The 25186-nt window shown below is 59.1% G+C and carries 24 protein-coding genes, 2 tRNA genes and 1 pseudogene; 5 read left to right on the top strand and 22 right to left on the bottom strand.

All coding sequences use genetic code 11. The features are described from left to right. Nucleotides 1–75: 75 nt before the first annotated feature. Nucleotides 76–642: a site-specific integrase gene (locus PHI30_RS07915; RefSeq protein WP_300026268.1), complete on the top strand. Its 567-nt coding sequence runs from the start codon at nt 76–78 to the stop codon at nt 640–642. A 77-nt stretch (nt 643–719) separates the two neighbouring features. Here the strand turns inward: PHI30_RS07915 and PHI30_RS07910 are convergent. The 4 genes from PHI30_RS07910 to PHI30_RS07895 form a co-directional block, all read right to left on the bottom strand. Further along, nucleotides 720–795: transfer RNA gene (locus tag PHI30_RS07910), tRNA-Met, on the bottom strand. Between the two features lie 13 nt (nt 796–808). Continuing rightward, nucleotides 809–895, bottom strand: a tRNA-Leu gene (locus tag PHI30_RS07905). Between the two features lie 286 nt (nt 896–1181). Beyond that, nucleotides 1182–2246 (bottom strand): tRNA 2-thiouridine(34) synthase MnmA, encoded by a 1065-nt coding sequence (gene mnmA, locus PHI30_RS07900; RefSeq protein WP_300026266.1) that lies wholly within the window; start codon nt 2244–2246, stop codon nt 1182–1184. A gap of 99 nt (nt 2247–2345) precedes the next feature. Beyond that, nucleotides 2346–3155 carry a HAMP domain-containing sensor histidine kinase gene (locus tag PHI30_RS07895; RefSeq protein ID WP_300026262.1) on the bottom strand — a complete coding sequence of 270 codons (810 nt, stop codon included), beginning with the start codon at nt 3153–3155 and terminating at the stop codon, nt 2346–2348. Between the two features lie 298 nt (nt 3156–3453). Between PHI30_RS07895 and gap the strand changes: the two genes are divergently transcribed. The 3 genes from gap (at nt 3454) to PHI30_RS07880 (ending at nt 7410) form a co-directional block, all read left to right on the top strand. Then, nucleotides 3454–4479 (top strand): type I glyceraldehyde-3-phosphate dehydrogenase, encoded by a 1026-nt coding sequence (gap, locus tag PHI30_RS07890; RefSeq protein WP_300026259.1) that lies wholly within the window; start codon nt 3454–3456, stop codon nt 4477–4479. Nucleotides 4480–4631: 152 nt separating this feature from the next. Beyond that, nucleotides 4632–6203 carry an alkaline phosphatase gene (locus tag PHI30_RS07885; RefSeq protein WP_300026256.1) on the top strand — a complete coding sequence of 524 codons (1572 nt, stop codon included), beginning with the start codon at nt 4632–4634 and terminating at the stop codon, nt 6201–6203. A gap of 61 nt (nt 6204–6264) precedes the next feature. After that, complete coding sequence (locus tag PHI30_RS07880) at nt 6265–7410, top strand: YibE/F family protein (RefSeq protein WP_300026254.1); 1146 nt, start codon at nt 6265–6267, stop codon at nt 7408–7410. A gap of 241 nt (nt 7411–7651) precedes the next feature. Here the strand turns inward: PHI30_RS07880 and PHI30_RS07875 are convergent, their stop codons facing one another. From PHI30_RS07875 to recJ, 18 genes and pseudogenes are all read right to left on the bottom strand, one after another. After that, a complete protein-coding gene (locus PHI30_RS07875) occupies nt 7652–8257 on the bottom strand; it encodes a PIN domain-containing protein (protein ID WP_300026251.1) in 606 nt (201 codons plus the stop codon). A gap of 141 nt (nt 8258–8398) precedes the next feature. Further along, complete coding sequence (raiA, locus tag PHI30_RS07870; protein WP_300026248.1) at nt 8399–8944, bottom strand: ribosome-associated translation inhibitor RaiA; 546 nt, start codon at nt 8942–8944, stop codon at nt 8399–8401. 309 nt (nt 8945–9253) lie between these two features. Then, nucleotides 9254–9727 (bottom strand): S1 RNA-binding domain-containing protein, encoded by a 474-nt coding sequence (locus tag PHI30_RS07865; RefSeq protein ID WP_300026245.1) that lies wholly within the window; start codon nt 9725–9727, stop codon nt 9254–9256. 117 nt (nt 9728–9844) lie between these two features. Next, nucleotides 9845–10153: a septum formation initiator family protein gene (locus tag PHI30_RS07860; RefSeq protein WP_300026243.1), complete on the bottom strand. Its 309-nt coding sequence runs from the start codon at nt 10151–10153 to the stop codon at nt 9845–9847. A 256-nt stretch (nt 10154–10409) separates the two neighbouring features. Then, nucleotides 10410–10613: pseudogene (gene yabQ / locus PHI30_RS10085) on the bottom strand (spore cortex biosynthesis protein YabQ); the annotation flags it as partial. Nucleotides 10614–10621: 8 nt separating this feature from the next. After that, complete coding sequence (locus PHI30_RS07850; RefSeq protein WP_300026236.1) at nt 10622–10903, bottom strand: YabP/YqfC family sporulation protein; 282 nt, start codon at nt 10901–10903, stop codon at nt 10622–10624. Nucleotides 10904–10968: 65 nt separating this feature from the next. Beyond that, nucleotides 10969–11214, bottom strand: a complete 246-nt coding sequence (locus tag PHI30_RS07845) for an RNA-binding S4 domain-containing protein (protein WP_300026233.1) — start codon at nt 11212–11214, stop codon at nt 10969–10971. 87 nt (nt 11215–11301) lie between these two features. Beyond that, nucleotides 11302–11577 carry an HU family DNA-binding protein gene (locus PHI30_RS07840; protein WP_300026230.1) on the bottom strand — a complete coding sequence of 92 codons (276 nt, stop codon included), beginning with the start codon at nt 11575–11577 and terminating at the stop codon, nt 11302–11304. Between the two features lie 65 nt (nt 11578–11642). Continuing rightward, a complete protein-coding gene (mazG, locus tag PHI30_RS07835; protein WP_300026226.1) occupies nt 11643–12446 on the bottom strand; it encodes a nucleoside triphosphate pyrophosphohydrolase in 804 nt (267 codons plus the stop codon). 58 nt (nt 12447–12504) lie between these two features. Continuing rightward, nucleotides 12505–14112 carry a polysaccharide biosynthesis protein gene (locus PHI30_RS07830; protein ID WP_300026223.1) on the bottom strand — a complete coding sequence of 536 codons (1608 nt, stop codon included), beginning with the start codon at nt 14110–14112 and terminating at the stop codon, nt 12505–12507. 70 nt (nt 14113–14182) lie between these two features. Then, nucleotides 14183–15013, bottom strand: coding sequence for a purine-nucleoside phosphorylase (locus PHI30_RS07825; protein WP_300026220.1), 831 nt, complete (start codon nt 15011–15013; stop codon nt 14183–14185). Further along, complete coding sequence (locus PHI30_RS07820; RefSeq protein WP_300026218.1) at nt 15010–15402, bottom strand: zinc ribbon domain-containing protein; 393 nt, start codon at nt 15400–15402, stop codon at nt 15010–15012. Before PHI30_RS07820 ends, PHI30_RS07825 begins: the two co-directional genes overlap by 4 nt. 52 nt (nt 15403–15454) lie before the next feature. After that, nucleotides 15455–16390, bottom strand: coding sequence for a uridine kinase (locus PHI30_RS07815; RefSeq protein WP_300026216.1), 936 nt, complete (start codon nt 16388–16390; stop codon nt 15455–15457). A 32-nt stretch (nt 16391–16422) separates the two neighbouring features. Continuing rightward, nucleotides 16423–17895 carry a coproporphyrinogen dehydrogenase HemZ gene (hemZ, locus tag PHI30_RS07810; RefSeq protein ID WP_300026213.1) on the bottom strand — a complete coding sequence of 491 codons (1473 nt, stop codon included), beginning with the start codon at nt 17893–17895 and terminating at the stop codon, nt 16423–16425. Further along, nucleotides 17892–18518, bottom strand: a complete 627-nt coding sequence (locus tag PHI30_RS07805; protein ID WP_300026210.1) for an MBL fold metallo-hydrolase — start codon at nt 18516–18518, stop codon at nt 17892–17894. The genes hemZ and PHI30_RS07805 overlap by 4 nt, the downstream gene beginning before the upstream one ends. A 39-nt stretch (nt 18519–18557) precedes the next feature. Beyond that, nucleotides 18558–19001: a D-aminoacyl-tRNA deacylase gene (gene dtd, locus PHI30_RS07800; RefSeq protein ID WP_300026207.1), complete on the bottom strand. Its 444-nt coding sequence runs from the start codon at nt 18999–19001 to the stop codon at nt 18558–18560. Nucleotides 19002–19051: 50 nt separating this feature from the next. Then, a complete protein-coding gene (locus tag PHI30_RS07795) occupies nt 19052–21265 on the bottom strand; it encodes a bifunctional (p)ppGpp synthetase/guanosine-3',5'-bis(diphosphate) 3'-pyrophosphohydrolase (protein ID WP_300026204.1) in 2214 nt (737 codons plus the stop codon). Between the two features lie 10 nt (nt 21266–21275). After that, nucleotides 21276–23372 carry a single-stranded-DNA-specific exonuclease RecJ gene (gene recJ, locus PHI30_RS07790; RefSeq protein WP_300026201.1) on the bottom strand — a complete coding sequence of 699 codons (2097 nt, stop codon included), beginning with the start codon at nt 23370–23372 and terminating at the stop codon, nt 21276–21278. A gap of 219 nt (nt 23373–23591) precedes the next feature. Between recJ and PHI30_RS07785 the strand changes: the two genes are divergently transcribed. Next, complete coding sequence (locus tag PHI30_RS07785; protein ID WP_300026198.1) at nt 23592–25109, top strand: S-layer homology domain-containing protein; 1518 nt, start codon at nt 23592–23594, stop codon at nt 25107–25109. Nucleotides 25110–25186 lie beyond the last annotated feature (77 nt).

The following is a 25186-nucleotide window of genomic DNA, read 5'->3' as shown; positions in this document are numbered from 1 at the left end:
TACTGGGTTGTTTGGTCACTATCCAGTATAAGGAGTCTGAAAGGTTTTGGTAATGGCTTTTTCTTTTGAGCTGAGATTGGCTGTTTCTGCTGGGCCCTTAGCGGCTGTTTCTACTGGGCCCGAACAGGCTTAAAGTGGGATTGCGTGGACTTTGAGAAGGGCAGCATCTTAGTAGACAAGCAGCTTAGAAAAAGGCATGAAAAAGGCGGTGAGTATTACTACACGCCGCCGAAAAATGGAAAAAGCCGGACTATCAATCCGGCTCCGTTCGTTATGAGTATGTTAAAAGCGTACAAGGTCCAGCAGACAGAGCAGCGCCTAAAATGTGGTCCAGCATGGGAAAACTCTGGTCTGGTATTCACCACAGACACAGGTGGCCACCTGTATGTCAATACCGTGTTCAATCGGTTTAAGCGCATTGTGACAGCAATAGGATGTCCTGACGTTCGTTTCCACGATCTCAGGCATACCTATGCGGTAAACAGTATTAGGGCGGGTGACGACCTAAAATCCGTTCAAGGAAACCTTGGACACGCTACAGCAGCCTTTACACTTAATGTCTATGGACACTTCACCAACGAAATGAAGCAGGACAGCGCCAGCAGAATGGACGACTTCGCAAAAACTAAATTCAATCTGTAAAGGGTAAATTGAAGGGTAAAACCGAAAATGGGCAAAAAGAAATCCCTGCAACTGCAATAGTTACAGGGGTTTTCTTCTGGTTGCGGAGGCAGGACTCGAACCTACGACCTCCGGGTTATGAGCCCGACGAGCTACCAACTGCTCTACTCCGCGATATTTTATTTTGTGGTGCCGGTGACCGGACTCGAACCGGTACAGTATTGCTACCGGGAGATTTTAAATCTCCTGTGTCTACCTATTCCACCACACCGGCAGCTGTCGGCAATGATTAGAATACCACAGTTGGGGGGTAAATGTCAAGACAAGATTGCGAAAAAATGAAAATTCCTTTTACTTAGTTAATAGTTGCATGATTTCGTGCAAATTTTCCTGGCCCACCGCATATACTGGGAGGGAACCAAATGCGAAGGAGGATACGAACCGTGAGACCCTGTGAAAACATTGCCGCTGATGTCGATGATTTGATTTTTGAGGATTACTGGTCCATCAGTGATCGATAAGACGGACAGGACGCCGCGAAAGCGGCGCCCTTTTGCGTTTTAGCCGCAAATCGTTCCGCCGCCCACCACGGCTTCCCCGTCATAAAGGACCACGGCCTGCCCGGCGGTGATCGCCCGCTGCGGCTCGTCGAACACAACCTTAATGCGTCCGTCCGGCAGCGGCTCTACCGTAGCGGGGGCTTCCTGCTGGCTGTATCTGGTTTTGGCGGTGACGTATAGCGGCGCGGTCAATGCGGGAATGGAGATGAGATTGACCCGCTCTGCCGTCAATTCCCGTGTATAGAGCGCGCTGTTCGGACCCAGAACCACCGCACCGGAAGCGGGGTCCTTCCGCACGACGTACAGCGGGGCGTCGGCGCTGATGCCAAGCCCCTTGCGCTGACCGGTGGTGTAACACTCCATCCCCTGGTGGCGGCCCAAAACGTGCCCCGCAAGATCCACGAAATCACCGGGAACCGGCTTGACGCCGCTGCGCCGGAGAAACGCCACGTAGTCTCCATCAGGAACGAAACAGATGTCCTGGCTGTCGGCTTTGTTGGCGTTGGACAGGCCCGCCTCCGCTGCCAAGGCCCGCAGGGCGGGCTTTTCATAGGCGCCCACCGGCAGCAGCAGATGAGAGAGCTGATGTTGGGTCAGCTGGTAGAGCACATAGCTTTGATCCTTGCGCCGGTCCTTGCCCCGCAGCAGCAGCCAGCGGCCGGAGCGGGAGTCAAAGGACACTCTGGCATAATGCCCCGTGGCAATGGCGTCCGCGCCGTTTAAGAGCGCCCAGTCCAGCAGCGCGCCGAATTTGATGCAACGGTTGCAGTCAATGCAGGGGTTGGGCGTGTGGCCGCAGACATATTCGGAGACAAAGCGGTCCATCACCTCTGCCTGAAACAGCGTGCCAAGGTCTAGCACGGCATGCGGAATACCAATTGCTGCCGCCACAGAGCGGGCGGTTTCAATGTCCTCCGCCGATCCGCACAGGCCGGGGCGATCCTTGAAGGGGTGAAGCCGCAAAGTGACTCCGGAGATATCGTATCCCGCCTGGCGCAGTAAAAGTGCAGCCCCGGCGCTGTCCACACCGCCGCTCATGGCGACATAGATGCGTTTAGCAGTCATAGACGCGCCTCCTTTCACAAGCAAGTGTTACCATTGTACGACATTTGCGGCGAAAAGGAAATAAAAATTTGCCCGCGAGGAATTCTCGCGGGCACACGTTCAGCTTTCATTTCGCAGGAGAAATGCGTTTGCGGGCATGGCGTCTGCAAGGAACAGCAGCGTTCGGTTGAATCCGCCGGAATAGTCCATGCGAATGTCCGAGACACTGGTGCCGATTTGCCGATCCGGAAAAGAAAAGGTAAAGCGGCTGCCCTTGCCAAGGTGGGATTCCGCCATCAAACGCCCGTCGTGCCCCTTGGCGATCTGCAAGCAGAGGTACAGCCCCAGTCCCAGTCCGTGGGGGGCCGCGTCCATAGGTTCGTCATGGGCGCACCCGTCAAAGAGGGTGGAGAGACGGTCCTCCGAAATACCACAGCCCGTATCGGCAACGGAGAGGAGGATGTTTTCCTGCGCGCGCCGCAGCTCCACCGTAACGGTACCGCCGGAGGACGTAAATTTAAAGGCGTTTGAGAGCAGGTGATAGAGCAGCTGTTCCAGTTTTTCGGAGTCTACGGCACAGATGTGATGTTCCATCGGACAGAGAAAGCGCAGCTCCAGTCCGCACAGCGCTGCCAAAGAGGCGGCGCGTTCGCACTGCTCGCTCACCAACTCCGCAATATCCCAATCCTGAAGGGTCAGGGGACGGCCACCGGAGAGAGAGGCAGCTGCGGAGAGGCTGTTGACGAGCCGTAAAAGTCGATAATAGCTTTGATCCAACAGAGCGGCGCGGGCATCCAAGGCGGAATCTTTTTCCCGGGCTTCAGCGGGAATCAACTGCGCGGCTGCTAAATGCAGGTTGCTCAGCGCACCTCGCAATTGCGCGGAAATACCGGAAAACAAGGATGCCAGGTTGGTTTGATCTGGCTCCATGAAAAGCTCCTTTCAGGCGCAGGAAGCGTCTTGACTATCATTTACGGCGAGGGGCTTTCAAAACCATGGAAAACCCTGCCTGCATGTGCATAGCATAGCAAAAACCAGCGGTAAAAACAAGAAATTTGTCGAATTATGTCGAAAGCAATTAGAATAGAGGGAGAAGTTTATAAAAACAAATTGAAAATGCATGCGCAATGTTGCGCAATGCACATTTACATTTTTCGCAATTGGTGCTACAATAAGAAAAAGTGGCTGAAACTTTCAGCAAAATCAGGAAATGGAAGGTAACAGGAGTATGGCTATTAAAGTGGGTATTAACGGGTTTGGCCGTATCGGAAGAGTGGCTCTGCGCAGCATGGTGGAGCGGGGCAGCAGCAGCTATCAAATCTGCGGAATCAATCTGCGGAATGCGGATCTCGACTATATGGTCTATCAGGTAAAATACGACTCCGTGTTTCGCACCTTCCATGCCATCGTGGAACACGACGAGCGGCACCTGATCATCAACGGAAAGAAAATTCGGGTTTACAGCGAAAACGATGCAGCCCTGATCCCCTGGGATGACTGCGAGGCCCAGTACATCATTGAATCCACCGGCGTGTACAATTCCATGGAAAAGGCCGCGGTCCATCTGAAAAACGGGGCCAAAAAGGTAATCATCTCCGCCCCAGCCAAGGACGAGACGCCCACCTTCGTCATGGGCGTCAATCACAAATCCTATACAACGGATATGGACGTGGTTTCCAACGCCTCCTGCACCACCAACTGCCTGGCGCCCATGACCAAGGTCATCAACGATACCTTTGGCATCCAGCAGGCGCTGATGTCCACCATCCACTCCGCCACCGCCAAACAGAAGGCGGTGGACTCCCGGGCGGGCCGCGACTGGCGCACCGGCCGCAGCATTCTGGGAAATATCATCCCCTCCACCACCGGCGCCGCCAAGGCGGTGGGACTGGTCATTCCGGAGATGCAGGGACGCATGACCGGCATGAGCTTCCGGGTGCCCACCAACGATGTCTCCGTGGTGGACCTGACCGCCCGTCTCATCCACCCCGCCAGCTATCACGACGTATGCGTGGCCATGCAGAATGCCGCGAAAAACAGCATGAAGGGCATCATCACCTGCACCAGCGATCAGGTGGTTTCCTCCGATCTCACGGGCTTTACCGAGACCTGTATTTTTGATGAGACGGCGGGCATCATGCTGGACAATGACTTTGTGAAGCTCATCGCGTGGTACGACAACGAGTGGGGTTATACCAATAAGCTCCTGGATCTCATCGCCCACATGCACGCCGTGGACATCCGGGACAACTAAAGCGTTCAAAAGCAGCGGACTTTTAAGGTCCGCTGTTTTTTTGTGTCCAGATTTTACAAAGGCTTTTCCAAACCATGGTTTTTTCTCTTCCGGAACACAGGCTATACTAAAGCAAGACCCACGAAAAAATTATTTGGAGAGAAGAGGAAACAATGATGAGGAAACAACTGCTTGCAGGCGTGCTGTCCGGAGCGATGCTGCTGGGACTGACGGCCTGCGCGTCCGCTCCGGCGGAGCCTGCCGTCCAAACGGTGGAGACCTCCGCCACGATCAGCGCCGCTACGGTGCAGTCAGCCGCCAAAGCGCCCAAATATGTGTTCCTGTTTATCGGAGACGGCATGAGCTATCCCCAGTTTCAAGCTGCCGCTGACTATCTGGGCGCGGCGTCGGACGCCGACTACATGCAGGCCGAGCCCAGCATTGACCGCTCGGCCCGGGGCGGCGCTGTGCTGAACGGCCCCAAGAATTTGAATTTCATGAACTTCGATGTGGCAGGCTCCGCCATTACTTACGATTCCTGTAGCTTTGCGCCGGACTCCGCCTCCACCGCCACCTCCATTGCCACCGGGTACAAGACGTATTCCGGCATGATCAATGTGGATGAGACGGGCACCAAGAGCTACGAGACCATTGCGGAGAAGCTGCACAAGCAAAAGGGCTGGAAGGTCGGCGTGATCTCCTCTGTCAACCTCAACCACGCCACCCCTGCGGCCTTCTACGCCCATCAGGCCAGCCGCAACGACTACTATGAGATCGGGCAGGAGATGGTAAGCTCCGGCTTTGAGTATTTCGCGGGCGGCGCGCTGAAAAAGCCCACCGGCGCGAATAAAGACCAGAAGGACCTGTACAAGCTGGCCGAGGAAGCCGGTTATCAGGTCAGCTATACCCAGGCCGACGCCGAAAAAGCCACCGCCAAGGACGGAAAGGTCATTCTCATCGACGAGCATCTGGCGGACTCCGACGCCATGGACTACGAGCTGGACCGGAGCGAGAGCGACTGGGCGCTGGCGGACTACGTGGAAAAGGGCATTGAGGTGCTCAATAACAACAAGGGCTTTTTCATGATGTGCGAGGGCGGCAAGATCGACTGGGCCTGCCACGCAAACGATGCCGGGTCCACGGTGGCGGATACGGTGGCGCTGGCCGACGCCGTGCAGGTGGCTATGGACTTTGCCAAGCAGCACCCGGCCGAGACCTTGATTCTGGTCACCGGCGACCATGAAACCGGCGGTCTGACCATCGGCTATGCCGGCACCGATTACGATACCTACCTGACCAATCTCACCAGCCAGAAAATTTCTTATGCCCAGTTTGACGAGCAGTATGTCGCCAAATACAAGGAGAACAAGACCCCCTTTGCCACGGCTATGAAGGACGTGGAAACGCTGTTTGGACTCAAGACCTCCGGTGCTGCCACGGATAAGCTGGTGCTGACGGCCTATGAGACGCAGCGGCTGAAGGAGGCCTACGCGCTGGCAATGACGGAGTTCGACTCCGGCAAGTACACCCAGGCGCAGTACGCGCTCTACGGGACCTACAACCCCTTCTCTGTCACCGTTACCCACATCCTCAACAACAAGTCCGGCGTGGATTTCTCCAGCTATTCCCACACCGGTTTGCCCGTGGCGGTGTTTGCCGACGGCGTGGGGCAGGACGCCTTCGGCGGCTATTACGACAACACCCAGATCTACGCCAAGATGGCGTCGCTGCTGTCCGTCAAGTAAAGGACCCTGATTCTGGGAGGAAGGGCTTCTGGCCCTTCCTCCCGCGTATTTCGGAGGAAGCATGAAAAAAACACGATCCGACCGCCTTGGCGGCACGTGGGGACCGGTGGTGGTATCCCTGATTTTACTGGCAATTTTGATCGCGCTGCCCACCGGCTATGAAGGCGCGCTGGTTTACCAAAACGCGGACCGGGTCCGCGCGCAGGTGCTGGATACCGACGAGAGCGACCTGGTGGACACGGGGCTGATCCGCACCGGCGAGCAGCGCTGCACCGTCCGATTGCTGGGCGGGCAGTTCGAGGGGCAGACCGTGACTGCCGTCAACCGCCTGAACGGCTCGCTGGCGCAGGATAAGCTCTTTGCCCCGGGGGATATCGCTTTCGTGGTGGTAAGCCACAGCGGCGAGACCATCTCCACAGTCTCCATGACCGATCACTACCGGCTGGACAAGGAGGCGCTGCTGGCGGGACTCTTTTTGCTGCTGCTGGTGGCGTTTGCCGGAGCCACCGGCGTGCGGGCGATCTTGTCGTTTGTGGTGACGGTGCTGCTGATGTGGAAGGTGCTGGTGCCGTGCCTGCTGCGGGGGTGGAACCCGGTGTGGGTGGCGCTGGTGCTGGTTTTGGTGCTGACGGTGCTGATCCTAAGCCTGATCTACGGCTATGACCGCCGGCTACTGGCGGCCGCTTCGGGCGCGGCGCTGGGCATTGCCGTGACGGCGGCGCTGGGGGTGGCCTTCACCGACCTCTTCCGCATCCACGGCGCGGTAATGGAGTCCAGCGAGAGGCTGCTCTACGCGGGCTACCAGACGCTGGACCTCACCCGCATTTTCATGGCGTCCATTTTCCTGGGCTCCTCCGGCGCGGTGATGGATTTGGCGGTGGATATCTGCTCCGCGGTGTACGAGGTGGTGCGGAAACGACCGGACATCGGTCCCCGGGAGGCGATTGCCTCCGGCTTTGCTGTGGGGCGGGCGGCCTGCGGCTCCACCACCACAACGCTGCTGCTGGCCTATTCCGGCAGTTACATCGCGCTTTTGATGGTGTTCATGGCCCAGGGGACGCCGGTATCCTTCATCCTCAACTATAAGTATGTGGCGGCAGAGATCGTCCATACCATTGTCGGCTCTTTTGGCCTTGTAACGGTGGCGCCCCTTACGGCCATCACCAGCGGCTTTTTGCTGACGCAAAAGAAAAAGGACACACCGTAAGGTGTGTCCTTGAGACTGTCGAAAAAGCCTGTTGGCTTTTTCGACAAAAGGATTCGCGCCGCTCTGCGCCTCATATGTCCGCTTTCGGCGGACGATTCGACGCTCGCTTTGCGCAAAGTGTTTTCGTCCACGTACAGGCCGCGGTCGAAAACGGATTTCAAATTTTTTGCCGCCCCGTTGGCAAACTCTGTGAGACTTTTTCGACAAGCTGAAGGACACACCTTACGGTGTGTCCTTTGCGTTATTCGGAGAGCTTTACCGCGGTCGGGGCCTTTTTGCGGCGGGCGTTTCGGCGGGAGCGCGTTGGTTTGACGGCGCTCTTTTCCGCTTCCACCGTTACTTCCACCACTTCCGGAGATTGGAAAATAGCCTTCATGTGGTTGTAAAGCGCTTCACCCTGCGCCGCGCCGTATTCCTTGACCAGCGCGTTGCACAGCTCCCGGCGGTTGGCGGATTGCCGAACGAAAGAGAGGTGGAGGCAGTCCTCGATGGAGGCGCGCAGCGCCACCTCCTGAAAGGCGTCCGCATACCGGGCGCGCAGCGCGTCGATGGAGGCGGAATAGCCCTTGTCCTGACTGATGACGTAGGCGTAGTCCGCCTCCCGCTTTCCAACCAGCACGCCAAGCTCCGTAATAATCTGGAAATCAATGGAGTTTTTTCCGCCCCGAATGCTTTCCACATACTGGACGTCCGCACTGGTACCGGCACAGAGCTTTTGAATTTTGGACAGGGCCAGGCCGGTTTTCTGATAGAATACCAAAACGGAATCCTGATCGGAAAGCAGCTCAATGCCCTTGAGGCCGGTTCCAATATTGTTGTCGCCGTCCACTAAGAAAATCATCTTCATGAAAAAAATACGTTCCTTTGTTTAGTTTAGTACAAGACGAATCTGATAAATTTCGTGATATTGTATTAGTATAACAAAATTTACGTAAAAATACAAGGAAAAGCCCAAAAAAGGGAGACCGCAATGCGGCCTCCCTGAAAATTATGCTTCCGCGTCGTCCGTGACGATCAGACCGTAACCGCCGGCCTTGCGCTGGTAGACGATGGAAAGACTGTCGTCATCGCTGTTGCGAAAGACGAAAAAGCTGTGGTCCAGCAGATTCATCTGCAAAATGGCCTCTTCCGGACTCATGGGCTTGACCGCAAAGTGCTTGGTGCGCACGATGTCAAATTCCTTTTCTTCCGTCACCGTAAATTCATCCACCGGCACAGGGAAGCCGTCTGTCCGCAGCCGCTTGGACAAGCGGGTCTTGTTCTTGAGAATCTGGCGCTCGATATAGCCTACCGCGGCGTCAATCGCACCGCGCATGTCGCCATCCGGCGCCTCTGTCTGCGCACGAAACAGCGTACCGCCGCTTCGAATCGTGAGCTCCACCGAACAAAGGTGCTCCTTCTCCACGGAAAACGTGATGAATGCGGTGGATGCCCCCTCCTGAAAATAGCGCTCCAATTTGGAGATCTTTTTCTCGGCGTACTCCTTAATGGAATCGTTCAGGGAAATCTTCTTGCAAGCATAGGTGTACTTCATCGAGATCGCTCCTTTCGTGTGGAAGAGAGGCGCTTCCTCTCTTTTGTGTAGTATAACACATATGGAAACATATGAAAAGAAAAAATTGATAAATTGTACAAAAAATTCACAAAAGCAGGCGCGAGGGATTTTTGCGGAAAGTGTGGATTCGACAAAAGCTCCTATTTACAAAACATGGAAGTTAGTGCTATGATCATTAAGGAAGCTTTCCAAAATCCCACCCGCTTGGGCCGCACGGCGCACGTCGCCGGGCGGCTCCTTTTTATGCCGCAAAAAAAAGGCCGCCCAACAGGGCGGCCTTTGATCTGATTATTTTTTCCTGCGCCCGCCGCTTCGTTTTCCGTCGATGTTGCGGTTCAGGTCCGAAATTTTTCCCTCGGAGGAGGAGAGGAACTGCTTGAGCTTGTCCTCAAAGGTCTGATCGCCGATGGGCGCCATGGGCTGCGGCGCGCGGTTAAAAGGCCGCGGCTGCGCCGGACGGGGCGAAACGGGCCGGGGAGCTGCTGCGCTGCCGACAGGACGGGGACCGCGGAAAGCGGGACGTTCCTGGGGCGGCAGGGCTTTTTTTACGGAAAGATTGATCTTTCCGTTTTCCGCGGAGAGCACCAGAACCTTGACCGTCTGGCCCTCCTGCAAAAAATCATGTACGTCGTTGACAAAGGTATTGGCAATTTCCGAAATATGCACCAAGCCGGATTTCCCGCCCTCCAGAGCGACAAATGCGCCAAACTTGGTGATGGTGGTCACCTTGCCTTCTAAAATACTCCCAACCTGCGGCTCCATATAGTACGTTGTTTCTCCTTCCGATGATTTTCAGCGAGTGGATTTCTCTAAAAAGAAAAGATCGGCGCTGGCACAAGCGGGGGGAGCGCGGCTGCCCCCCTCGTCGCCCGACACCGATCAATTGCTGACGTCATAAAACACATATTCACCCGGTGTGACCAAACCAAGTTCATCCCGGGCAATTTCCTCCATCTTTTCCGACGTGTTGCCCTGTGCAATGTCGGCGGAGAGCGCGTCATTTTCCTGCTGCCTGGTCTCTACCTGCGCGGCCAGCGCCGCCCTGTCTGCCTGGGCGCTTTCCACCTGAGAGCGGAGAGCGTACAGCTGATAGCCGATGCCGACCAGCAGCAGCAGGATCAGTATGCGCGCGGGCAGACCTGTCTTGACGCGCCGGTGCGCCTTTGCGCTGCCTGTTTGTTTTTTCACGTCTGCCGCCTCCTCGAAATGCGTGTCCGCATCCATGTTTCTTTATTGTATAGCATTTGCACGCAAAATAAAAGAGATTTTTTCCGCGCAGCATTAATTTTTTGCAAAAATTTTTAACGCCTATCACCGGAAGGGACAGAATGTGCACCAGGTAGGCCAGCGTGTCGGTCCAAAAAATCCATACCGGCTGCAAGAGCGCGGAAAAGGCACAGAAGAAAAGGACCGCGCCGCCCAGCAGACCCAACAGCACAAACCCTCGCATTTCCCCATTGGATCGGCGCAGGAGAAACAAGAAGGCGCCAATTCCAACAGCAAGGCAGTAGACCGTATCCAGAAGGCCCGTCAGGCGGGGAAGCCGGCGGCGAAAAGGGCGCAGCAGATCGTACAGCAATCCGGCGCTCAGGCCCAGTAAAATGGACTGCGCAAACACCAGAAGCTGGTGAGAGACCTGGTTTTCCATGGTGACGCTTACCGGAACAGCCGGCTAAAAAAGCCGCCGCGGCCGGAAGGCTGATCTTCGTAGGAAATGGAGTCGATCCGACCGTCCACGTGAAGTTCCCCGCCGTCCAGAGACAATTTCCCGATGTGCAGGTCCTCTCCGGTGATGACCAGCGTCCCCGCGGCGGTGGACATCACGATCCCGGTTTCATCAAAGCGCTCCACATCCTCCACGCCGGAGATGTTCAGCTGCTCGCGGCCAACCAGTTCCAGACGGTGGGTGTCTTGCGGCATGGTGCTAAAATCATTCATTGCATCGTCCCTCCCTTGTCCAGAGAATATGCAAAAAGGGCGGGAGATAGAAGTGGACCGTTCTCTTATTGGGCGATTTCCCGGTAGTGTGTGACGGCGTCGGCCTGCCGCGCCGTTTCCTGCACGGAAACCACTTCAACAGTCACCATGCGGGCCCCGAAGCGCAGGGAGATCTGGTCGCCCACCTTGATCTCGCAGGAGGCCCGCGCAACTTTTCCGTTCACCGTGACAAGCCCGTTGTCGCAAGCCTCGTTGGCCACGGTCCGGCGTTTGATGAGGCGGGAGACCTTTAAATATTTGTCCAATCGCATCGATAAACCTCCAAAATTAAAAAACCCCCGCCCCGGCGGCCCGAAAGCTGCCTGAGGCAGGGGTCAAGAGGAAAGCTATGCCCCTCTTTACTTGCTGACGCTGTCCTTGAGAGCCTTGCCGGCCTTGAATACGGGGACCACGGAAGCGGGGATCTCAATGGATTCTTTGGTCTTGGGGTTGCGGCCGATACGCGCGGCGCGCTTCTTGACCTCAAAGGAGCCAAAGCCCACCAGCTGGACCTTGTCGCCTTCCTTCAGGGCACCGGTGATGGCGTCCAGAGTGGCGGAGATGACGGCCTCGGCATCCTTCTTGGACACTTCGGCGGTGGTGGCGACGGCGTTGATGAGTTCAGCTTTGTTCATGAGTAACATCCTCCTATATCATTTGTGTTTGTGGATCTCTTATTATTCTTAACGCGAATCGCGTGTTAAGACTCTTCTTGTTTGGCGGCGTTCCAAAGGGAGCACAGGGCCTCCTGGCTGCAGGCGGACAAAGGCTTGTCCGCGTTTTGCTCCACAAAGCGGAAGCGCCGGTCAAATTTGTCGCAGGAGCGGTGCAGGGCATCCTCCGGGTCCAGTCCGGACATCTGGGCGATTTTAGCCGATATAAACAGCACGTCGCCGATCTCCTCCCGGATGCCGTGGGGCGCGGCGGCGTCCGCCCCGGACTCCATGGCCTCGCGCAGCTCCCGGACCTCTTCTTCCAGCTTGCCCAGAGCCCCGGCGGGAGTATTCCAGTCAAATCCGGCCTTGGCGGTTTTGCTCTGAATTTTTTCCGCCCGCCACAAAGCGGGCAGTGTGTGGGGCACGGCCTCCACCGCGTCGGCGGTGGAACGCTGGCCCTTCTCCGTGCGCTTGAGGACCTCCCAGTTTGCCAGAACCTGCTCGCTGGTGTCCGCCTCCACCGTGCTAAACACGTGGGGGTGGCGGTATACCAGCTTTTTTGTCACGCCGTCCACCACGTCCGCCATGGTGAAGCGGCCCCGCTCACGCTCGATCTGCGCGTGGAAGGCAACCTGCATCAAAACGTCGCCCAGCTCCTCGCACATGGCGGCCTCGTCGTCCCGGTCCAGCGCATCCAGCACTTCGTATGTTTCTTCCAGAAAATTCCGCCGAATGGAATCGTGTGTCTGCTCCGCGTCCCAAGGGCAGCCGCCGGGGGCGCGCAGCAGCGCCATGACCTCCAGCAAGTCCGCCCAGTCGTAACGGCACTTACATTGAAAATCTACCATATATTGTCCGCCTTTGCAAGAAAATTTGTTCGTTCGACCCTTGAAATACAAAGATTTTTCATTTTAAATGCAGAAGATGGATCAATTTCTCCCCGTGAGGGACAGAACGAACGTCCTCTGCCCGCAAAATTTGCAGCACAATGACCAAAATCCCGTACACCACCACGCCCACGCCGATGCCGACCATGGTGGCCAGCGCGTTGGCGCCATAGGCGGAGTGGCCGTGCAGCGCCCGGTTCACAAAGCCGTACACCGCCCAGGCGCTGCCGCCCATCAGGGCGGAGGCGAGAATGGGCTTTGCAAAAAGCTGGAGGTAGCGGGGCTTTTCCGGGGAGTATTTCCACACAAAGAACAGATTCAGCCCACAGATGACCAGATAGCAGCACAGGGTGGAAATGGGGGCGCCGTGGATGTTGATGTCCGGATTCCCCACCAGAATGTAATTCATGATAATTTTGGTGGCGCCGCCCGCAATGACCGTGAAAATGGGAAGCTGCTCCTTACCATAGGTCTGCAAAATGGCGTTGGTCAGGGTCATGACGCAGATGAAGATACAGGCGATGCCCAGCCAGCGCATGTGGGGGCCTGCCGCCGCCGCGTCCACCTGCTGGGAGGGATACAGCATCAGCAGAATGGGACCGCCCAGCACGCTCAGTCCCACGCCTGCCGGAATGGCCAGCAGGGCGATGAGGCGGAAGGCGGAGGCCACGATGCGCCCGGCACCCGCGTGGTCCTGCCGGGTGATGGCCGCCGCGGCGAAGGGGATGAGGCTCATGGTAACGGGATAGACGAAGGAGGGGGGCAGGTTGATGAGGTTCATGCCGAATTGGTATTGACCGAACAGCGTGGCGGCGGAGTCCGCCAGAGCGGGGATGTCCCGCAGCCGCCCCAGAACGATTTTCGTGTCCACCAGAGTGATAATGCTCATGGCGGAGTTGCTGAGGGTAATGGGAATGCCGATGGTGAGCACCTGCTTCATCAGCGTGGCGCTGCTGGAGGGGACGTCCAGACAGTGGCTGCGGTCCTGATGGCGCAGCAGGTAGAAGATGAGGAACAGCATGGACATAATGGTGCCTACGGTGACGCCCAGAATGGCGCCTGCGGCGGCAATGTCCAGTCCCAGACCGGCCTTTACAAAGTACCATGCCAGTGTGAGGCCCAGCACCAGCTTGCACAGCGCCTCTAAAATCTGGGAGACGGCGGTGGGCGTCATGTTGCCCTGCCCTTGGGTGTAGCCCCGCATGCAGGCCAGCAAACACACGCAGAACACGGCGGGGGCCAGCGTGCGGATGGGCCAGTAGCCCATGGGTTCGTTCATGAAGTCGGCCAGCTGGGCCGCGCCGAAGTACATCAGCAGCGCGCCCACCAGACCCAGAACGAAAAAGAGCCAGATAGCGGTGCGGAAAATCTTGCGTTTTTCGTTTTCCCGTCCCTGAGCATGGGCCTGACTGGTGAGCTTGGAGATTGCCAGCGGAAGGCCTGCGGTGGAGACGGTCAAAAGCACGTTGTAGATGTTGTAGGCCACGTTGAAATAGGTTTGGCCCTTGCTGCCGACGATGTTGCCAAAGGGAATTTTGTATACGGCGCCGATGATCTTGACAATGGCGACAGCTGCCGCCAAAATGGCGGCGCCGCCTAAAAAGGACTGCTTTTTTTGTTTCGACATGAAGCGATTACCTCAAATTTATTGAAAGGTTAAAAGGAGATCGTACTAAACTATTGCGTAAGGGCGTGCATTATACCCGCCGCAGGCAGGCTTTTACCAGCGCGGTAAATTTCGGCCCCGCCGCCTCTCCCGCGGCGATGACCTCCTGCCCGGAGAGGGGCTGGTCCAAAACGCCCGCGGCCATGTTGGTGCACAGGGTGAGGCCCAGAACCTCCATGCCGCAGTGGGCGGCCACAATGGCCTCCGGCACGGTGGACATGCCCACGGCGTCGGCGCCCAGCGTCCGGGCAAGGCGCACCTCCGCAGGCGTTTCGTACTGCGGGCCGGGGAAGTACATGTAAACGCCCTGGCGCAGCGGGATGCCCAGCTCCGCCGCCGCCTCTTTGGCGGTCTTTTGCAGGGCGGGCGTATAGATATGGCTCATATCCGGAAAGCGGGGGCCGAATTCCTCCAGATTGGGTCCGCACAGGGGGCTTTCGCCAAAGAGCTTGATGTGGTCCGTGAGCAGCATCAAATCGCCTGCGGAAAAGGCGGTGTTCACCGCGCCGGCGGCGTTGGTGACAAAGAGTGTGTCCGATCCCAGCAGCCGGGCAAGGCGCACGGGGTAGCTGACCTCCGCGAAGGACCAGCCCTCATAGGCGTGGAGGCGGCCCTGCATCACCGCCACCCGCTGCCCCGAAAGCGTGCCGAAAACAAAGCGGCCCTTGTGGTCCGGGGCGGTGGAGCACTTCATGTGGGGGATCTGGGCATAGGGCACCGCGATGGGGTTTTCTACCTCATCCGCCAAAGCGCCAAGACCCGAGCCCAAAATCAGCAGGACCTTGGGCGTAAAGCCGCAAAGCGTTTCACGCAGCGCTTCGGCGCTTTCCTGATACTGGCGGTAGGGGGCCTGCTCCGTCATAGCGGCCCTCCGCATTCCCGGCAAAACTGATCGTCCTCCCGAATAACGGCGCCGCAGGTGGGGCAGAGGTGGGCGGCGGCCTCCTTGCCGATCTGGGTTTGCAGCGCGGCGATCTCCGCTTTCAGGGCGTCCACCTCCTCCAGCTTGGCAAGGAGGTCCTCGGAATCGGTGGGGGTGCCGGTGTGCGTTGCGTACAGCATTTCACCCAATTCCCGGAAGGCGGTGTTCACCGCCGCTTTGCGGTCCGCCACCCGAATATTCAGCTTTGCCACGCTAAGCAGCTCCCCGGCCTTTTTCCGCACGCCGTAGGCGGCGTCCACCGCGGTGTCGCTTACCTGGATGGCGGTGCTTTGTACCTTTTCCAGAAGATCATAGAGTTTTTCGTTCATAAATACCTCCTGATAGCGGGGAAGGAGCGGAGAAATCCCGGCTCCTTCGGGGTTAATGGTTGTCGTAGGTGCTTCCGCCGATGAACTCTCTTGCAAGAGACTCCGGCGCCACGTATTTTGCGTCCATGGCCTCAATCTGCTGGAAAGCCTTGAGCATATCGCCCACCACGTCGTACTTCCCCACGGGCACCGCCTGAAGCAGGGGAACCACCATGGGCTTGAGGACGGCATATTCAAAGGCCAGAGAGGAGTCAAACATGAGGTGGGCGTTTTCCTTATAGGGGGAGATATACAGTTTTTCACCCCGGCAGACATTGGCCCACATCTTCAGGGTAAACTCGGCGTCGCTGCCCCGGAACTGGAAATCCCGCACGATGCGGCGGCACAGGCGCAGCCATGCGTGGGGGAAGAGGACCTGCCCGTCGTCCGTCAAAAGGTCGCTGCGGGCGGCGATGTACAGCTTGAACGCCCGGGGGTTCTTCCCCACGATGATGTCGTTGAGGGCATGGATTCCCTCGAAGATCGCCAGATCGTCGGGACCGAGGTGCATGGGCTGGGCCAAAATGTCGGAGCGCATCTGGCGGGAGAACTCATACTTGGGGACGTGGATGGTCTCGCCCCGGTCCAGCATGGAAAAGTGGCGGTTCAAAAGGTCCACGTCAAGACAGAAGGGGGACTCATAGTCAATGGCGCCCTCCCGGTTGCGGGGGGCGGTCTCCGGGTCGATGGTGTTGAAGTAGTTGTCCATGGAGACCGTGTGGGTCACAATGCCCATGCGCTCCAGCCGCTCTTCGATTTTCAGAGCGGTGGTGGTTTTGCCGGAGCCGGAGGGGCCGGAGAGCAGGATGATCCGGGATTCCCCACGGTGATCGGCAATCTGCGCCGCAGCGCTTTGCACCTTCTGCGCAAAATCCGCGTCGCAGGCGGCGGCAAAGGCCGCGCCGTCCCGGGCAATCGCCGCGTTGATCTCACTCAAAGAATAGGACATGGCAGAAAACTCCCTTCAAAGGAAAAATTTTATCAGTGCAGGGCGTCGTAGAAGGCGGCGAAGGCGGCTTGGTTGGCAAGTCCCTTTTCCGGCCGCTCCGTGTATTCCTTGGGATATTTCAGGTTGAATACCCGCTCGATGTGGTTGGTTCCCATCTCCACCATTTTGGTGGAACCGCCCGCGCCGAAGGACAAAATGGAGCAAAGCTCCGACATGATATAGATGTTATACCAGCATTCCGCGCCGTTGCGGCACCAGCCGATGTTTTCAAAGCTGCCCGACATGTATTTTTGCCGGTACAAATAGTAGGGCAGGTACTGCCCCCCGCGGAGCAGCGGCTCGGCGTAGGCCAGCATTTCCCCAACTTCCTCCGGTCCGGGAACGGACAGCCCCTCCAGCAGGATGCGGCTGCCCTTTTTCAGGGCCAGCGTGTGGATGGTGATGTTGTCCGTCCCAAAGGCGAGGCAGCGGTCCAGCGAGCGGCGAAATCCGGCGGGAGAATCCTCCGGAAGCCCCGCGATGAGGTCCATGTTCACATGGGGGAAGCCGTACCCTGCCACCAGACCCATCGCCTTTTCAATGTCCCCTGCGGTGTGGCGGCGGCCGATGGCCCGCAGGACATGGTCCTCCATGGTCTGGGGATTGACGGAGACCCGGGTGACGCCGTGGGCCTTGAGCACCGCCAGCTTTTCCGCCGTGATGGTGTCCGGTCGACCGGCCTCCACCGTGATCTCGTCGCAGAAAGAGCGGTCAAAGGCTCCCTCAAACGCCGTCAGCACCCGGTCCATTTGCTCCGCCGTGAGGGTGGTGGGGGTGCCGCCGCCCATGTAGAAGGCGCGCACGCGCAGCCCCTGCCGCCGGACCATCTCCCCGCCGGAACGGATCTCGCGGATCAGGGAGTCCACATAGGGGGGGACCTGAGAAAAGCTGCGCTCCACGGACTGACTCACGAAGGAGCAGTAGGCGCAGCGGGTGGGGCAGAAGGGAATTCCCACATACACTGCGATGTCCCGGGGGCCAAGCCCCTTCGCGGCGGTCAGGGCCGCAGCGCCGGTTTCCAGCGCAAGGGCCGCCCGCTCCGGCGCGACAAAATAATCCCGTTCCAGCATCGCCCGGGCCTGCTCCGCCGTTTTCCCCTCCGCCAAGGCCCGCGTCACGGGCTTGTCCGGGCGGACGCCGGTGAGCATTCCCCAAGGCGGCGAAAAGCTGGTGACTTCCCGGGTCGCGAGGAAAAAGCAGCGGCCCATGGCGTGCCGCCGCTGGCCCTCCCGGTCAAAGTCCGACCCCGAAAGGGGGCAGGTTTCGCGGGAAACGGCGGTTTTGCCGTGAAAGGCCATCTCCACCGTGATGTGGCAGGCGTTTTCACTTTCCTGTAAAGAAACAACGGCCCAGGCGTCGTCCCCGGGCGTGATGGGCTCGTAAACGGGCAGTTCACCGGGAAACAGCGCCAGCAGGCTCTGCTCCACCACATACCGCTCATCGTGACCATTTAATTGCAGTTTCATACCGATTCCCCGTGTTGCGCCATGGCTTGGAGCAGGTAGGGGTTTGTCCGCCGTTCCCGCTCCAGCGTGGAAGGCTCCATATGGCCGGGATAGACGCGGAAGTCTCCCTCCAGCGAACCCAGACGGTACAGGGAGTCCAGCATTTTTACCATGCTGCCGCCGGGAAAGTCCGTCCGGCCGCAGGAGGCGGCAAAGAGCGTGTCTCCGCAAAAAAGCGCGTCGCCGCAGCGGAGGGTGACGCTGCCCTCGGAGTGGCCGGGGGTTGCCAGCACCGTCACCGTCAGCGTGCCCACGGCGATGCACGCGCCCTCCCCGTAATCCTTTGCGCCGGGGATGTGAGGAAACAGCTGGGGCGGGGCATTGTCCCCGCTTTGATCCCGTCGGCTGAGATAAACGGGCGCCTCCGGCCACTGGGCGGAAAGCTCCGCCACGGCGCCGGTGTGGTCGTAGTGCCCGTGAGTGAGCAGAATGGCGCAGGGCGATGCGCCGCTGGCCTTGACCGCCGCCGCCACGGCCTCTGCGTCTCCGCCGGGGTCGATAATGGCGCAGCGGGCCGATGCCGTATCGCAAAGAAGGTAGCAGTTGGTCCCGATGGGACCGACCTGTAAGGTTTTAATTTCCATGGACTCCTCCGTAAAAGCAGCGTTCAAAGATGGTTGGCTTCAGGGGCGCTGGGTGTCAAAGAGGATGGTCACCGGGCCGTCGTTTCGGGAATCCACCTGCATGTCGGCGCCGAATTCCCCGTGCTCCACCGGAAAGCCCCGCTCCCGGCAGTGGGAGAGGAATTCCTCGTAAAGGGGGATGGCCACATCCGGCTTGGCAGCGCCCGTAAAGCCGGGGCGGCGGGAGGAGGTATCGGCATATAAAGTGAATTGGGAGACCACCAGCAAGCTGCCTTCCACCTGTTCGAGACTCCGGTTCATTTTCCCGTTTTCGTCCTCAAAGACCCGGAGGTTGCAGATTTTATCCGCCAGATGCCGGGCGGTTTCGGGCGTGTCGTCCGGTCCGATTCCCAGCAAAACCAGAAAGCCCCGGTCGATTTGGCCGTTCACGCGGCCATCAATGGTGACACGGGCGCCGGCGACGCGGGTAACCACAGCGCGCATAGCAAAGAACTCCCTTCGTAAACCTTGTTCAAAAACGCGGGCACAGCCCGTCAGCCCGCAGGGCGGACGACCTTCAATACGCCCGAAATCTGGTGCAGCCGATTCATCAGCGTGGAAAGCTGCTGACTGTCCCGCATGCGCACCTCCAGACGGAAAATGGCGAAATCATCCTCCGTGCTGCGGGAATTGATTCCCAGAACGAAGGTGTTGGTGGTGGAAAGGGCGGCGGAAATATCCAGCAGCAGTCCCTGCCGGTCCTTGCAGACCACTTCCAGCGTGGTGGGATAGCTCTCGTTGGTATCGCTCCCCCAGGAGACCTTGATCCAGCGGTCCGCCTGATCGGGGGCGGTGCGCCGCTCGAGAGAAGCGTTGGGGCAGTCCGCCCGGTGGACGGAAACGCCGTAACCACGGGTGATGAAGCCCACGATCTCGTCCCCGGGCACCGGGGTGCAGCACTTTGAAAATTTGACGAGGCAGTTGTCCAGCCCCTCGACGATAATGCCCTGTTCGCTTTTCACCGCTTTGGGCGCGGGGGGCGCCTTGGGCGCTTCCTCTATTTTTGCCTCGACGGCCTCCAGCACCTGCTTTTCCACCTGATGCTGCTTTGCAATGCGCTGCAACTCGCTTTGCATCCGGCTGACGGCCTTCTGGGCGGTAAATCCGCCGTAGCCGATGGCGGCGTACAGTTCGTCCAGCGTCCCGTAGGAGATTTTTTTCAAAAGGCCGGGCAGATTTTCGGGGGCGGTGACGTCCTTCATGGGAATGCCGCAGTGCTTCAGCTCCGCTTCAAAGGCGGAGCGCCCGTTGACAATGTTCTCGTCCCGCTTTTCCTTTTTGAACCACTGGCGAATTTTGCTGCGGGCTTCGCTGCTGCGGGCGATCTTCATCCAGTCCCGGCCCGGGCCCTTGGCGTTTTTGGAGGTCATGATCTCCACGATGTCGCCGTTTTTGAGCACGTGCTCGAAGGGGACGATGCGTCCGTTGACCTTGGCGCCCACCATCCGGTTGCCCACGGCGGAGTGGATGGCATAGGCAAAGTCGATGGGCGTGGCGCCTGCGGGCAGGTTTTGTACGTCGCCGTTTGGCGTAAACACAAAAACTTCGTCGGAGAACATATCCACTTTCAGAGAGTGGATGAAGTCCTCCGCGTCCGCGCCCTCCTGATTTTCCAGCAGGCGGCGGACCCACTCGTAGCGCCCCTCGCTGCCGGAGCCCTGCCCGCCCTGCTTATACTTCCAGTGGGCCGCCACGCCGTATTCGGCGATCTCGTGCATTTCCCGGGTGCGGATCTGCACCTCGAAGGGAATGCCGTCGCCGCCCATCACGGTGGTGTGCAGGGACTGATAGCCGTTGGGCTTGGGCGTTCCGATATAGTCCTTGAAGCGGCCAAGAATGGGCTTGAAAATATCGTGGATCACGCCCAGCACGTTGTAACAGTCGCCCACGGTATCCACGATGACCCGGAAGGCAAACAAATCGAAGATCTCATCCAGAGATTTGTTCTGGTTAAACATCTTGCGGTAAATGCTGTAAGGGTGCTTGATGCGCCCGTAGACAATGTGGGGGATGTCCAGCTGGTCCAGCCGCTCGTCGATCTGCTCCTGGGTGCGGCGCATGAAGAAATCGTATTCCTGACGTTTGGAGTCCAGGTTGGAGACGATCTCCTGATAGCCGATGGGGTCCAGATACTTCAGCGACAGGTCCTCCAGCTCCCACTTGATGCGCTGCATACCCAGCCGGTGGGAGATGGGGGCGTAAATTTCCATGGTTTCCAGAGACTTTTGCTTCTGCTTGGCGGGGGACTGGTATTCCATGGTCCGCATGTTGTGCAGCCGGTCCGCGACCTTGATGAGGATGACCCGGATATCCTTGCTCATGGCAATGAGCATTTTGCGCAGATTTTCCATCTGCTCGTCTTCCTTGGTGGCGTACTGGATGCGGGTCAGCTTGCTGACGCCCTCCACCAAAGAGGCGATGGTGGGAGAAAAGAGCTTGGAGATATCCGCGTGGGAGGCGGGCGTATCCTCGATGACGTCGTGGAGCAGCGCCGCCTCGATGGACTCGCTGTCCAGCTTCAGCTCCTCCGCAACGATCTGCGCAACGGCCAGAGGGTGGATGATATAGGGCTCGCCGCTTTTCCGCGTCTGCCCGTCGTGGGCCTTCTCCGCAAAGGCGAAGGCGGCGCGGATCTGGGCAAAATCCGCGGAAGGGTTGTAGCCGCGAATGGTTTTTTCCAGCAGTTCATACTGCTCGTGAACAGTCATAAGGGACACCTCAATTCCGATGGGCGGCTCCGTCCCGGAGCCGGACCAGATAGGGACAGGCGGTGAGGTCCACCTTTCCCTGCGTGGAATTTAAATGCAGGTTCAATCGCTCGCCCTGCCGCGACAAAGCCAAAAGGCCCCGTTCTTGAAAAATTTCCAGTGCCAGCGCGGAGCGGAGAAAGTTTTCGCTGCCGCCGCCTTCCGCCGCAGCCTCCCGGGCGAATTGCCGCAAAAAGGGCAGACGGTCCGCCTCCAGCTTGCCGGCGTGGAGATACCGCTCCAGCACCCGCCAATAGGGGACCAGCTGGTCCCGGGTGGTTTGCAGGCGGCTGGCCTCCTGTGCGGTCAGGGCGTCCCCCGAGAGCAGCCGCTCCAGCAGCGCCAGATCCTCCGCCTGGTGCCGACTGGGGGTGAGGGAGGGACGGATGTCGATCAATTGCAGCTGAATGGTGGTGCTTCCGCGAAAGGTGTTGACTTGCAAGTAAAAGGCCACATCCACCCGGCTGCCCGCCGCAATGGCGCACTCGTCCTCCGTCACGGAGAAAAAGATGGCGTCAAAGCGGCAGGAGCCCTTGCTCAGGTGCAGCTTTAAGTGGCGGCCCTGCCCAACGGGCTGAACGGCGTCCACCATGGCGCCCAGCAGGGCGAACACAGGCCGGGGATTGCCCGCGCCGTAAGGCTCAAGCTGGCTGAGCTGCTCCACCTCCGACAAGCTGAGGCTTGCGGGGCAGGCGATGGGGGCGTCCACCTCCAGAGAAGAGATGGGCAGCTCCCCGCCGCAGGTGTCCCGCACATAGCGGTTCATCCGGATGCGGAAGGCGTCGATATTCTCCGCCGGGATGGTGAAGCCCGCCGCCAGCTCGTGCCCGCCAAAGCCGCTGAGCAGATTTTTGCAGGACTCCAGCGCGGCAAAAAGGTTGAATCCGCCGTAGGAGCGGCAGGAGCCCTTGCCCACGCCGTCTTTCAAATGGATCATGAAGCTGGGGCAGGAATATTTTTCCGAAAGGCGGGAGGCCACAATGCCCACCACGCCCTGATGCCACTGCTCGCTGGAGAGGACCAGCGCGCTGCGCTCCTCGCTGCGGAGGTGGTCGATCTTCTCCGTTGCGTCGGCGCAGATGGCCTGCTCCACGTTTTGGCGCTCCCGGTTGAGATCGCACAGTCTACGCGCCAGCTCCTCCGCCCGGGCGGGATCATCCGTTTCCAGCAGGTCCGCGGCAAGGTCTGCCGCGCCCATCCGGCCGGCGGCGTTGATCCGGGGGGAGAGCACAAATCCGATTTGAATGGAGGTGATGGGCTTTCCAAGAAGCCCCGCCTCCTTCAAAAGCGCGTGGACGCCCACGAAATCCGTGTGGGGAAGGGCCTCCAGTCCACAGGAGACGATGGTGCGGTTTTCGCCCTCCATCCGCATGACGTCGGCAATGGTGCCGATGGCCGCCAGCGTGCAGTACCGGGCGAACAGGGCGTCCTCCCGGTTTTCTCCGCCCAGCGCCAGCACCAGCTTTAAAGCCACGCCACAGCCCGCCAGGTGCTTGAAGGGGTAGGGGCAATCCTCCCGGTGGGGGTCCACCACCGCCACGGCGGCGGGCAAGTGGTCCTTGCACTCGTGGTGGTCCGTGACCACCACATCCATGCCCAGCGAGTTGGCAAAGGCCACCTCTTCGTTGCCGGTGATGCCGCAGTCCACCGTGATCATCAGCGTGGCGCCCTGGTCGTGGAGGGCGCGGATGGCGTCGGTACTCAGGCCGTAGCCGTCCTCAATGCGACGTGGAATATAGCGCAGGCACTTGGCCCCGCAGCGCTTGAGATAGTCCCGCACCAGCACGGTGGAGGTGATGCCGTCCACGTCGTAGTCGCCGAAAACCGCGATGGTTTCCCCGTCGGCAATGGCCCGCTGAATGCGGGAGACCGCCTTGTCCATATCCCGCATCCGCATGGGGGAGATCGTCAGCTTGCGCTCGCGGTCCAAAAACTCCGCCGCGCCTTCCACGGTGGTAATGCCTCTTGCGGCCAGCACCGTGGAGAGAAGATAGGAATATCCCGCGCCTTGAAGGAGCGCCACGTCCTGCTCCGCCGGAGCGCCGATATTCCATTTCAGAAATTTCATGAACGCCTCTCCTTCCCAATAAAATGACATGCATATCATTTCATCATAACTATCCTAGTATAGCAGAAAAGCACAAATAGGTAAAGAAAAAAAGTGCTGGAAAACTGACGCTTTTCCGGAATTCCGGCGGCTTTCGGCACGCTGCGTTTGACGAAATGCCCCAAATTTGCTACAATACCTCCTGCACAAGAAAAAGAATTGCCAAAAGGAGGCAAGATTATGATGAAAAGGCGACTCAAACAGGCACTGAGTTGTTTGCTTTTATGCACACTGCTGTCTTCCGTCATGGCGCTTCCCGCTTCCGCCGTCGCTTTTAGCGACGTCCCCCAGACCCACTGGGCGGCGGAGTCCATCCGCCGCAGCGCCGAGCTTGGCTTTCTCCGGGGAGAGACGCCTACGCGCTTCGGGCTGGGACACCGGATGACCCGGGCGGCCTTCGCGGTGGCGCTGTGCCGCTTCTTCGGCTGGGAGGCGGAAGAGACGGGGGAAAGCGTGTATGATGACGTTCCCGCAAACGCGTGGTATACCGACGCGGTGGAGAGCGCTTACGCCCACGGCGCCCTGACGCTGCAAAGCAGCGCCTTTCGCCCGGCGGACCCCATCACCCGGGAAGAAGTGGCGGTGATGCTGATTCGCGCACTGGGGTACGGAAATTTGGCGGGACTGGTGCAGGACCTGCCCATGCCCTTCCGGGACGTGACCTCCAACAGCGGTTATATCGCCATGGCCTACGAGCTGGGACTGGTGAGTGGAACCTCCGCCACCGCCTTTACCCCGGCGGGAACCGCCACCCGGGAGCAGGCGGCGGTGATGCTGGTGCGCCTGTATGATAAGCTCCATAGCCCGGCGCCGGGCTATGTGGGCATTGCCGCCTCGGCAGCGGAGCTGCCGACGCTTGACGGATTTGCGGCGGTGGCGGTGGCGGCGGGGCGTCTCATCTACCAGGGCAGGGCCCAGCTGAGCTGGACGGCCCCGGCGGAAGAGACGGCGGCTGTCCGGGCGGCGGCAAAGAGCGGTGGAGCCAAGCAGCTGCTGTATGTGGGCGGAACGGAAAGCCCGCTGCGCTGCGACAGTGCCGAAACGGCAAAAATGCTCTCCGAAACGGTGCGCGGGCAGGGCTACGACGGGCTTTTTCTGGATCTGGAGCAGGTCACTTACGCCCACAGAGAGGATTTGACCGCTCTGGTCTCCGCGCTGCGCACGGAGCTGGGAGACGGCCTTTTGTATGTGGCGGCGGAGGCCCCCGTGTGGCGGGGCAAGAGCGAGGAGGGGTATGACTACGCGGCCCTTGCTGCGTCGGCGGACCGCTTGGTCCTGCGGGCGGCTTGCTACGTGGAAAAAACGGAGAGCGGATTTCCCGCCGCGCCGATGGAGCCGCTGGAGGAGGTCTACTTCGCGCTGGGAGAGCTGCGGGATGAAGTGGAGCCGGAGAAGCTCTCCCTGCTGCTGACTACCACCGCCTCCGTCTGGACGGGCGGCAAAAACACCGCCACGCTCTCCGGCGCGGCGGCGCAGAGCCTGGCGGCGGAAAAAGGACTGGAGGATTATTATTCCAGCCGCTATGCCTGCGCCTATTCCGCCGGAACGGCAGAGGGAAAAAACACCGTGATCTGGTATATGAACGGGGAAGCGGCGGCGCAGCGGACACGTTTGGCGGCATTTTTCGGCGTCGATCAGGTGTGCTTTTCCCAGCTTGAGGGCCTGCGGCCCGCGCTTGCCCCGGCGGCGCTGAAGTAATTTCAAAACGCCATAAAAAAAGAAAGGCCCCCATCCGATGGATGGGGGTCTTTGTCTTTCAATAAGCGTTGGGAGGT

Origin of the sequence: Oscillibacter sp. (genome assembly GCF_028693505.1) — a bacterium.
Taxonomy (GTDB): domain Bacteria; phylum Bacillota; class Clostridia; order Oscillospirales; family Oscillospiraceae; genus Oscillibacter.
Note: the sequence above shows the minus strand (reverse complement) of the source record. Positions and strands in the feature narration are given on the sequence as shown.

Excerpts from the sequence above, each read along its gene's own strand:
- mnmA (WP_300026266.1), bottom strand. The coding sequence starts at position 2,246 with ATGACTGCTAAACGCATCTATGTCGCCATGAGCGGCGGTGTGGACAGC.
- PHI30_RS07895 (WP_300026262.1), bottom strand. The coding sequence starts at position 3,155 with ATGGAGCCAGATCAAACCAACCTGGCATCCTTGTTTTCCGGTATTTCC.
- gap (WP_300026259.1), top strand. The coding sequence starts at position 3,454 with ATGGCTATTAAAGTGGGTATTAACGGGTTTGGCCGTATCGGAAGAGTG.
- PHI30_RS07885 (WP_300026256.1), top strand. The coding sequence starts at position 4,632 with ATGATGAGGAAACAACTGCTTGCAGGCGTGCTGTCCGGAGCGATGCTG.
- PHI30_RS07880 (WP_300026254.1), top strand. The coding sequence starts at position 6,265 with ATGAAAAAAACACGATCCGACCGCCTTGGCGGCACGTGGGGACCGGTG.
- PHI30_RS07875 (WP_300026251.1), bottom strand. The coding sequence starts at position 8,257 with ATGAAGATGATTTTCTTAGTGGACGGCGACAACAATATTGGAACCGGC.
- raiA (WP_300026248.1), bottom strand. The coding sequence starts at position 8,944 with ATGAAGTACACCTATGCTTGCAAGAAGATTTCCCTGAACGATTCCATT.
- PHI30_RS07865 (WP_300026245.1), bottom strand. The coding sequence starts at position 9,727 with ATGGAGCCGCAGGTTGGGAGTATTTTAGAAGGCAAGGTGACCACCATC.
- PHI30_RS07850 (WP_300026236.1), bottom strand. The coding sequence starts at position 10,903 with ATGAATGATTTTAGCACCATGCCGCAAGACACCCACCGTCTGGAACTG.
- PHI30_RS07845 (WP_300026233.1), bottom strand. The coding sequence starts at position 11,214 with ATGCGATTGGACAAATATTTAAAGGTCTCCCGCCTCATCAAACGCCGG.
- PHI30_RS07840 (WP_300026230.1), bottom strand. The coding sequence starts at position 11,577 with ATGAACAAAGCTGAACTCATCAACGCCGTCGCCACCACCGCCGAAGTG.
- mazG (WP_300026226.1), bottom strand. The coding sequence starts at position 12,446 with ATGGTAGATTTTCAATGTAAGTGCCGTTACGACTGGGCGGACTTGCTG.
- PHI30_RS07830 (WP_300026223.1), bottom strand. The coding sequence starts at position 14,112 with ATGTCGAAACAAAAAAAGCAGTCCTTTTTAGGCGGCGCCGCCATTTTG.
- PHI30_RS07825 (WP_300026220.1), bottom strand. The coding sequence starts at position 15,013 with ATGACGGAGCAGGCCCCCTACCGCCAGTATCAGGAAAGCGCCGAAGCG.
- PHI30_RS07820 (WP_300026218.1), bottom strand. The coding sequence starts at position 15,402 with ATGAACGAAAAACTCTATGATCTTCTGGAAAAGGTACAAAGCACCGCC.
- PHI30_RS07815 (WP_300026216.1), bottom strand. The coding sequence starts at position 16,390 with ATGTCCTATTCTTTGAGTGAGATCAACGCGGCGATTGCCCGGGACGGC.
- hemZ (WP_300026213.1), bottom strand. The coding sequence starts at position 17,895 with ATGAAACTGCAATTAAATGGTCACGATGAGCGGTATGTGGTGGAGCAG.
- PHI30_RS07805 (WP_300026210.1), bottom strand. The coding sequence starts at position 18,518 with ATGGAAATTAAAACCTTACAGGTCGGTCCCATCGGGACCAACTGCTAC.
- dtd (WP_300026207.1), bottom strand. The coding sequence starts at position 19,001 with ATGCGCGCTGTGGTTACCCGCGTCGCCGGCGCCCGTGTCACCATTGAT.
- PHI30_RS07795 (WP_300026204.1), bottom strand. The coding sequence starts at position 21,265 with ATGACTGTTCACGAGCAGTATGAACTGCTGGAAAAAACCATTCGCGGC.
- recJ (WP_300026201.1), bottom strand. The coding sequence starts at position 23,372 with ATGAAATTTCTGAAATGGAATATCGGCGCTCCGGCGGAGCAGGACGTG.
- PHI30_RS07785 (WP_300026198.1), top strand. The coding sequence starts at position 23,592 with ATGATGAAAAGGCGACTCAAACAGGCACTGAGTTGTTTGCTTTTATGC.